This window comes from Saccharicrinis fermentans DSM 9555 = JCM 21142 (genome assembly GCF_000517085.1).
Lineage (GTDB): Bacteria > Bacteroidota > Bacteroidia > Bacteroidales > Marinilabiliaceae > Saccharicrinis > Saccharicrinis fermentans.
The window spans coordinates 819-8,324 of record NZ_KI912107.1 but is presented as its reverse complement, the minus strand read 5'-3'; the positions used below and the strand labels follow the sequence as shown (position 1 = coordinate 8,324).

Sequence of the window (7,506 nt, the reverse complement as noted above, 5' to 3'; positions counted from 1 at the left end):
ATATGACTGATAAACAGAAGGTAGAACAAAAGCTTTGTAGCGTTAATCTTGCGATTAGCGAGATTAACAAACGTATTAAAGACGAAACGATTGGGAAAGCAATTCAGCTTATAAAAAGAGAAGCATGCTAATGCTTAAACAAGAGGTGTATAAGAATTGGCTTTCTAATTCTTTTGCATCAAAAAAGTTAACCTACAACATTACAGAAGTTGTTAATAATAACAAATAAAAACAAAAACAGATGATTGACGTGTCAAAAATGAGCCAGCATGAAAAGGAGGAGCTGTTTAAACAGCTCAAAGAAGAGGAGGCTAAAAAAATGGAAGCTCGCGAACGCGAACTGGAGTTGTACAAAGAAACCAAAAACAAATTGGTGACTGAAACAGCGAAGAAAATGGAAAACCTGACTAGTCTAATATCACGTGCAAAGGCTGACGTTTATCATGATTTTTCCACGCTCTTACGACTTAAAGGAGAGCTATACCGCTATCGGGACTCACACAAGAGTCACTCTTTTAGCAATGAGCTTGGACAAACAATCGAAATAAGCTTTCCACCAGTCCACGGCTGGGATGATACAGACACATGCCGGGGCTGCGAAGATTAAAGAGTATTTACGTTCTCTTAGTACAAATGAAGAAACGGCAAAGCTGGTATCTATCATTGGGGATCTACTAAAAAAAAAGATTCTAAGGGTAATCTACAGGCGAAGCGTATGATACAGCTAAAAAACAAAGAGCGTGAGATCAACAATCCTATTTTTTCTGAGGGTATTAATATCATTTTGTCTGCCCATAAGCCGCAACGTTCGGCTTGGTTTGTTGAAGCTTCTACAAAAGGAAAAACAAACGAAAAAACGGGCGTTCCTCTTTCTATTTCGGCTTGTGAATTCCCAGATGGTACTAACGTTGATTTAAGCGGCTTTTAACATGGGACTATTAATATTGGCTGCGTGCGCGGTTGCTGTGCTCTACTACGACAACCGCGACACTAATCAGCACTGTGATAATACCACGGACAAACATCGCAAAATGGAGCCGTGGGATAAAAGATTAGAATAACCTTTAAAACAAAATTACAATGAATACTTGGTTTGAGTGCAAAGTTCGTTACGAAAAGATTGACGAACATACAGGTAAGAGCATAAAAGTAAATGCTCCATATTTAATTGATGCAGTTAGCTACACCGAAGCTGAAAAACGCATCCACGAAGAAATGCAGAAATACATTAGCGGCGAATTTTCGGTTAAAGGGATTAAGCCGGTCAATTATTCAGAATTGTTTTTTTACGATGATGGGCAATTTTGGTACAAATGCAAAGTAGTTTTCGTTAGCCTTGATGACGATGGCGAAAAAGAAAAGAAGGTGGCTAATTGGATGCTAGTAATGGCCGATAATGTAAAAGAAGCTTACGAGCGTATTGAGGAGAGTATGAAAGGTAGGACAGTTGATTATACAATACACTCGGTTGTTGAAAGTAATATACTTGATGTATTCCCATATAATTTAGAGGAGGCAACTGAAGAATTGGACGGTAAATCTAAAGCTTTTAAGGAGGATTAGTCATGGAAGATACTTATATCCAAATAACATACAATGAAGATGCCGATCAATTTGAAGCATATAAACATTCTGGCCATGGACAGGACTTGATTTATTTTGATGACGACCCTGAAGAGTTGGCAAAAATGATAACCGATGATATTGAAGAATTAAAAGCATCTTGTTAAATGGAAGTATTCAACGGCTTAAATGTTCCTCCCACATCGATTGATTGGGAGGAACTACAGGAAAAATATTGTGAGTTTGCGCATAAATGTACAATAGGTAGTTGTAAAGGCTGTCTATACTTCAAAGAACATTTAAACGAGTTTAAAACGTGGTATAAAAGTAATTTAAAGAATGATGAGAGAGAGATTAAACAACCATGAAATATGGTACGAGTGTGTAAAATGCGGTGCTGAGTTCGATAAAAGGATAAACAGTGTTTGTCCGTATTGTAAAACCCCTGTAAAAAACGAAAAATGAAATTACAAATGAAACAACCCGACTGGCAAGTGCTTGGACAAATAGCTCTAGTGCTTATTATGGTTTTTTTGTTAATATATGGATTGTATAAAACCTTTACGCTAACATTATGACTGATTATATATTAGAACATGACAAGGGTACTGTTATTACAACATATAGTAAAAGCGGAAAGCTTAAAAAGGTAATAGCTAAAAAAGGTTTTTTAGCAGACGCTTCACGAGCAGGGCATGTATTTGCAGAGCTGGAGCGTGATATAGAGTTAGAGTATTGGAAAAAGTATGAGCCTGTAAAGGATCCTTTTTTTGCTCCAGCCCAAAAAGAGTGGTTAGCATTTTACACTAAACAAACAGAAGGGCTAAGCTATATGTTTACTCCTGCTGATGGTAAGGCCTTGAAAGAAATAGGTAAACATTTAACCTCCATTGCAGGTGTTACTAACGATGCTATAGTTATTTGGAAACAAATACTACAGCGATGGAATACATTGGATCCTTTTTATCGACACAAAATGCAGCTCAACTTTGTGAATGCTAATTTGAACACTATTTTAAACCTTGTAAAAAATGGAAAACAAACCAGCGCAGCGCAAAGAAGTGCTGCAGATGATCTCAGGAGGGGCTTCAAATCGTGAGCTGGTTAAGGCATTTGTTAAGCTTACCCCCGAAAAAGTTATCGGGGGTAACTTTCCAAGCATGGCCAAGCTCAAAAAAGAAGCCGGCGAAAAAAAACTCTCGGAAGCCCTGGCAATTCTTTTAATAGATGCCTCGTTATCTTTTGGCGATCCAATGAACAAAGAACAGGCCTTAGATTTGTCTACAGAAATACTTACCTATTACTATTATTTAAGCCTTGAAGAATGTATGTTAGTGCTGAATCGCCTAAAGCGTACAAAGGTGTTTAAGTTTACTATTAATGTAGTGCTTACTGCATTTGACAATTACGACCATGAGCGATTAAAAATAATTGATGACAATAACTACAGTAATCATCTAAGCATAAAGGAAACAAGAACTGCAGGTAAGTCTACACAAAGTATTATTAACCTTATCAAAGCATCTCACCAAAAATGAAAACAATAAACAGAATCCTCATATCTGTAGCTTTACTCTTTTTAATAATAGAGTTGAGCTATATAAACGCCAAAAGCCTCATATACCTTAATAACGCTACTGAAGCGTTAGATCAGGCTTTTGCTGTTATTGGTTCTATTGCCTTTAGTGTTGTGACTATACTGGTAATGATGAACAGCGTTGTTAAATGGCCTAAATACTTATTCCCGGTATTTGATACCGGGCTCATGTTCTTAGGGCTTAATTTAACTCATTACGATACTTTATTAGATAACCCAATCCGTTTAGCCCTTACCTTTTTTATGGCTTCGTTCACGGGCATTATCACATTTAGCTTAGGCTTAATTGAGTTTAAGAGTTTTAAAAGTGACACCAATGTAAAAGCAAATGAGCTGCAGGAAAGATTAAACTCACTCGGTTTGAAATACGACTCAGTTAAAAAAGAGTTTAACTCACTTGAAGCTCAAACAAGCTCAGATCAAAAACAGATTCAATCACATAAAACAGAGATTGATCAATTAAAATCTGAGCTTAAGCAGAAACAAAGTGATATTGATAAAATGGAAACTGTTTTTATTAAAGCGGAAGTGAGCCGAATAAAGAAACGAAAGAAAAATGCCACCCCGGAGGAGTTAGCATTTTTAGAGAAACACGATAAAAAAGAAGCCGCATGATATTATTATTTGAAAAGCAATTTATAGAACCTATTCAAAAAGGTATTAAAATTCACACACTACGAGAGGATATACATAACCGTTGGCATCAAGGCAAGTTAATACACTATAAGGCATGGTCGGGCAAAGGTTATCGTTCTCCCATGATTGATATTATAAAACCTTCAAATGTAATCAGTAAACAACACGTTTTTATGAGTACATACCAAGGTCGATTGGATATAAGTATTGCATCAAAGGAATTGTTTGGATGGTCAGAACGAAACGAGTTTGCTATAAACGAGGGTTTTGTTTCATGGGAAGCATTTGAGGACTATTTCTATGATATGGTAGATAAAAGAGAGGATTCATGTTATTCCCCTAAACTTATTCATTGGACAGATAAAAGATATTAATAAACCACAACATCAAAATAAGCGCCGTTTAAAATGGCGCTTATTGACTGTTGTGGTTTGTTAAAATTCAATAGTTTTTACTTTAATTAAATTAAACTATTTTTGTATAGGACTTAAAACGATTTGTGCAGATGGCTTATACAAGGGAGAATCTATTAAGACGAATGATTGATGTTCAAAACAAAACTTTAGAGCATACTCAAAAAGGCGTTACACAAGAGTGGGTGTTTAGGCATGTGATTAAACCTCATTATCACATAAGTCGTAAAACATTCTACAGCTATCTTGGGGCAAACGCAAAAAGAGAACTGAAACAATTAACAGAAGCTAAACGTATGCAAATGCAACTGTTTTAAATAAAATTATTGAACTATGAAACCATTATTAACGATCAAGGGTCAAAACGGACAGTTAACTGTTTATTATAATAAATTAACCATATCAAGAAAAGGTTTGGTTGCTTTTTCGCAACATGGCATGAGTGGTGATAAAGATATTTACATTGAAAACATCACTGGAGTACAGTTGAAAAAAGCATCCACTCTATTTCATGGATTTATACAGTTTTCTTTTAATGGCAGTGCAGAATCAAAAGGAGGCCTAGAGGCTGCTAGAAAAGACGAAAATTCAATAATAATAAAGAAGTCACAAAATACTTTGTTCATCCATGCAAAGTCAATGATTGAGGATTTAATGAGAAAAAGCAAAGAGCAAGCAACGACAATAGTAAATCAAACATCTGAGTTAGATGAAATCGAAAAACTAGCAACACTTAAAGAAAAAGGTTACATTACTGAGGATGAGTTTAATACAAAAAAGAAGCAACTGTTAGGGATATAAAAAAGGGAAATGTAAAAAAAGCCCTGCAATTTTGCGATTGCAGGGCTTTTTTTTATGTCTAATAAGTATCGATGATGGGTGATGGAATAGGCTTTGTTTCGGTTTCTTTTAAATTACGATTTACAACTCCTACGTCATTCGGAATTGTATCATCCATTTCGGATCGCCAAATACTTTCAGTGTCGGCATCTATGTAACACTTATAGCTAACAATGTGATACTTGAAAAAAGGCGTTGTACGGGGGCGTTCTCCATTGTAAGTAAGTGGCGTAGAATTTGACGCCCGTAACCTATTCATTAAGTACTTAACCGCTTTTATTCGTTTTATATAATTAAGACTTTCATTTAAGCGGTTACTAAAATTTTCTGAGTGTGTACCCGGTTCCTCAACAATGTGAAAATCAATTACAATTAAATCTTCCTCCCCTGGTCCTCCAGGTGTAATTGCCCAGTCTACAAATACGGCAGGAAAAAACAATTCAAAGCTTTCGGGGTCATCTGGCTGTCCCATATATATATCACATTGCCTTACCGGCATTAAGCCCCTATCGATAAACATCTGTTTTTTATCAGTGAATGCTTGTGCGATTTTTTTATAAAGTTTATACATTGATTGCCCTCCTAATCTCTAAAGTCATCATTCGTGTTATTTGCTTTTCTAACTGTGCTGAATTACCAATAAACCTACGCCGTGGAAGGTTCAAATTTATAACGCGGCTATGTGTTTTTACATTTACTTTGCCATGTATTGTAGTTCTAGTATGCGCTCTAACTCGTTGTTTCACCCTGCCTCTATAACCATCGTTATGCGCTTCCGCATAAGGAACATCTGTACCAATAATGGCGCTGGTTTTGCTTACGCGAACTTTTCGAATGCTTCGCCTTAAACGTCCTGTATCAACCAGCGTAGCCCGCCCCGATTTTCGGTTGCTTTCATTTTTAACCACCTTGCGCTTTTCCCATGGCTGCGTAGAGTTATCAATCCAGTTTTGCGCACGAAATCTTTCCTTACTAAAGTTTACCGCCTCAGTAGCTGCCCGTGCAGGTAGTTTGTTTACCGCCTTGCTAACCCTGTCAAGGGTTAAAATATAGCTTCTTGTTTCTTGCATCCTAATAGCTTGTTTCCACATTTCGTACAACTCGTAAAAACATATTTGTCATCCATTGCTCTAGTTCTTCTGGTTGCATTTTATTTAGCGTTGTATTGGCCGTGTTAATACCACCTTTGTTAAATGCATCAATGTTGACAGTAATGTTTTTAACCTGTTTGGCACTACCGGTTATGCGGTTAATTGAATCAATATCGTTGTTGCCAAATGAATTATCACCAGTGTTTAACCCTTTTTCGTCCTGTTCATCTTCTGGCTCATCTTGGGAATTATGTAGTAATTTAATTGTATTAATACCTAGTATTTCCGTCCTTAGCTTGTCTACACTGCCTGCCCAACGCTTCGCAAACTCCATGCCTGGTATCTTGCCAATCAAGTTCAAAGCTTGCTGTATAGGCATAACCAAAGCATCAACTAATACTAATCCCATCCTTTTTATTCCAGCTAAGAAACCGCCTTCCTCAAAAGATTTTGTAATAGACTCCCAATGCTTTTTTATATTGAGAAAAATATTAACCATTATCCCAAGAGGTCCTAAAGCCGCAATCATCAATGATCCAAACTGATCGAACTTTTTATAAGCTATAGTTATATAAGTAATAAGTAGAACAAAGGCTGTTATAATTGCACCAATCGGATTAGCAGCTGTAATTACATTAAAAGCAATCATAGCCAACTTTGCAACTCCTAAAGCAATACCTACGTTTTTAACTACAGCCCAAATGGTATCAAAATTTTTAAAAACAAAGTCTAGTACATTATTTACTTTCTCTAATGCCATAACCCATAATGGTAAAAATTTCTCACCAATTTCGGCCATAACAACCCCTAGCCTGTTTTTTGCCATCGCTGATATAGTTCGGAAATCACCTTTGGCGTTTTTGATAGCCTTAGACCAATCAAACTGAACCTTGTCGTATTTTTCAAATGTATCTAATAGTCCGTTGGCGTCAGTCTTTAATTTAATCAATAAATTACGTAACCCCTCTGGACCGCCAATTTTAGCAATTGTTTCATCAATCTGTTTTGATGTCATTCCTTTAAACTGTGTTGAAACATCTTTTAAAATGCTGGTCATATCCCGCATATTTCCGTTTACGTCGTACATTTCAATGCCAATACCTTTTAACCCTTTAACGGTACCAGCCTGAGTAAAGCCTTCAAAGGCGCTTTTTGTCATTGTAGCTGCAGTAACACTATCCTTGGCAATAGCAGTAAACACTGAAAACATCTTGTTCGCAGTATCTACATTTTGTCCAGCTCCAGCCGCTGCTCCTGCAAATTCTGTTTGGACTCGCGCTAGTTCGTCATAGGTAGTAATTCCTAACTGTATTGTTTTTGCGTTAGCGGTTAATAAATTATCAATACCATCTACTCCAACCCCAAA

14 protein-coding genes are annotated in these 7,506 nt (G+C 36.5%); 11 read left to right on the top strand and 3 right to left on the bottom strand.

What is annotated here, in order from left to right:
• The first annotated feature begins 241 nt into the window (after positions 1 to 241).
• From CYTFE_RS0100140 to CYTFE_RS0100085, 11 genes are all read left to right on the top strand, one after another.
• Entirely contained in the window at positions 242 to 607 is a 366-nt protein-coding gene (locus tag CYTFE_RS0100140) for a hypothetical protein (protein ID WP_027470148.1), read from the top strand.
• Between the two features lie 108 nt (positions 608 to 715).
• Positions 716 to 928 (top strand): hypothetical protein, encoded by a 213-nt coding sequence (locus CYTFE_RS0100135; protein WP_027470147.1) that lies wholly within the window; start codon positions 716 to 718, stop codon positions 926 to 928.
• A 152-nt stretch (positions 929 to 1,080) separates the two neighbouring features.
• A complete protein-coding gene (locus CYTFE_RS0100130) occupies positions 1,081 to 1,563 on the top strand; it encodes a DUF4494 domain-containing protein (protein WP_027470146.1) in 483 nt (160 codons plus the stop codon).
• Positions 1,564 to 1,565: 2 nt separating this feature from the next.
• Positions 1,566 to 1,730 (top strand): hypothetical protein, encoded by a 165-nt coding sequence (locus tag CYTFE_RS29740; RefSeq protein ID WP_154665594.1) that lies wholly within the window; start codon positions 1,566 to 1,568, stop codon positions 1,728 to 1,730.
• Positions 1,731 to 1,931, top strand: coding sequence for a hypothetical protein (locus CYTFE_RS0100120; RefSeq protein ID WP_027470145.1), 201 nt, complete (start codon positions 1,731 to 1,733; stop codon positions 1,929 to 1,931).
• 206 nt (positions 1,932 to 2,137) lie between these two features.
• Positions 2,138 to 2,662: a hypothetical protein gene (locus CYTFE_RS0100110; RefSeq protein ID WP_027470144.1), complete on the top strand. Its 525-nt coding sequence runs from the start codon at positions 2,138 to 2,140 to the stop codon at positions 2,660 to 2,662.
• The gene (locus CYTFE_RS0100105; protein WP_044214628.1) at positions 2,595 to 3,101 is read left to right on the top strand and encodes a hypothetical protein; all 507 of its coding nucleotides are present in this window, start codon (positions 2,595 to 2,597) and stop codon (positions 3,099 to 3,101) included. Before CYTFE_RS0100110 ends, CYTFE_RS0100105 begins: the two co-directional genes overlap by 68 nt.
• On the top strand, positions 3,098 to 3,775 hold the full coding sequence (locus CYTFE_RS0100100; protein ID WP_027470142.1) for a coiled-coil domain-containing protein: 678 nt from the start codon (positions 3,098 to 3,100) through the stop codon (positions 3,773 to 3,775). Before CYTFE_RS0100105 ends, CYTFE_RS0100100 begins: the two co-directional genes overlap by 4 nt.
• Complete coding sequence (locus tag CYTFE_RS0100095; RefSeq protein ID WP_027470141.1) at positions 3,772 to 4,170, top strand: hypothetical protein; 399 nt, start codon at positions 3,772 to 3,774, stop codon at positions 4,168 to 4,170. The genes CYTFE_RS0100100 and CYTFE_RS0100095 overlap by 4 nt, the downstream gene beginning before the upstream one ends.
• A gap of 131 nt (positions 4,171 to 4,301) precedes the next feature.
• Positions 4,302 to 4,526: a hypothetical protein gene (locus CYTFE_RS0100090; RefSeq protein WP_027470140.1), complete on the top strand. Its 225-nt coding sequence runs from the start codon at positions 4,302 to 4,304 to the stop codon at positions 4,524 to 4,526.
• A gap of 16 nt (positions 4,527 to 4,542) precedes the next feature.
• Complete coding sequence (locus CYTFE_RS0100085; protein WP_044262444.1) at positions 4,543 to 5,010, top strand: SHOCT domain-containing protein; 468 nt, start codon at positions 4,543 to 4,545, stop codon at positions 5,008 to 5,010.
• Between the two features lie 58 nt (positions 5,011 to 5,068).
• On the opposite strand, the gene CYTFE_RS0100080 is transcribed toward CYTFE_RS0100085, so the two are convergent.
• From CYTFE_RS0100080 to CYTFE_RS0100070, 3 genes are all read right to left on the bottom strand, one after another.
• Positions 5,069 to 5,620: a hypothetical protein gene (locus CYTFE_RS0100080; protein WP_027470138.1), complete on the bottom strand. Its 552-nt coding sequence runs from the start codon at positions 5,618 to 5,620 to the stop codon at positions 5,069 to 5,071.
• Positions 5,613 to 6,119, bottom strand: coding sequence for a phage virion morphogenesis protein (locus tag CYTFE_RS28165; protein ID WP_052342887.1), 507 nt, complete (start codon positions 6,117 to 6,119; stop codon positions 5,613 to 5,615). Before CYTFE_RS28165 ends, CYTFE_RS0100080 begins: the two co-directional genes overlap by 8 nt.
• Before the next feature lies 1 nt (position 6,120).
• Positions 6,121 to 7,506 (bottom strand): phage tail tape measure protein (locus CYTFE_RS0100070; protein WP_027470137.1); only part of this gene is annotated, 1,386 nt, incomplete at its 5' end.

Bases quoted from the DNA above. Each gene is read 5' to 3' on its own strand.
- CYTFE_RS0100130 (WP_027470146.1), top strand. From the start codon at position 1,081: ATGAATACTTGGTTTGAGTGCAAAGTTCGTTACGAAAAGATTGACGAA.
- CYTFE_RS0100120 (WP_027470145.1), top strand. From the start codon at position 1,731: ATGGAAGTATTCAACGGCTTAAATGTTCCTCCCACATCGATTGATTGG.
- CYTFE_RS29740 (WP_154665594.1), top strand. From the start codon at position 1,566: ATGGAAGATACTTATATCCAAATAACATACAATGAAGATGCCGATCAA.
- CYTFE_RS0100080 (WP_027470138.1), bottom strand. From the start codon at position 5,620: ATGTATAAACTTTATAAAAAAATCGCACAAGCATTCACTGATAAAAAA.
- CYTFE_RS0100100 (WP_027470142.1), top strand. From the start codon at position 3,098: ATGAAAACAATAAACAGAATCCTCATATCTGTAGCTTTACTCTTTTTA.
- CYTFE_RS28165 (WP_052342887.1), bottom strand. From the start codon at position 6,119: ATGCAAGAAACAAGAAGCTATATTTTAACCCTTGACAGGGTTAGCAAG.
- CYTFE_RS0100090 (WP_027470140.1), top strand. From the start codon at position 4,302: ATGGCTTATACAAGGGAGAATCTATTAAGACGAATGATTGATGTTCAA.
- CYTFE_RS0100135 (WP_027470147.1), top strand. From the start codon at position 716: ATGATACAGCTAAAAAACAAAGAGCGTGAGATCAACAATCCTATTTTT.
- CYTFE_RS0100085 (WP_044262444.1), top strand. From the start codon at position 4,543: ATGAAACCATTATTAACGATCAAGGGTCAAAACGGACAGTTAACTGTT.
- CYTFE_RS0100140 (WP_027470148.1), top strand. From the start codon at position 242: ATGATTGACGTGTCAAAAATGAGCCAGCATGAAAAGGAGGAGCTGTTT.
- CYTFE_RS0100095 (WP_027470141.1), top strand. From the start codon at position 3,772: ATGATATTATTATTTGAAAAGCAATTTATAGAACCTATTCAAAAAGGT.
- CYTFE_RS0100110 (WP_027470144.1), top strand. From the start codon at position 2,138: ATGACTGATTATATATTAGAACATGACAAGGGTACTGTTATTACAACA.
- CYTFE_RS0100105 (WP_044214628.1), top strand. From the start codon at position 2,595: ATGGAAAACAAACCAGCGCAGCGCAAAGAAGTGCTGCAGATGATCTCA.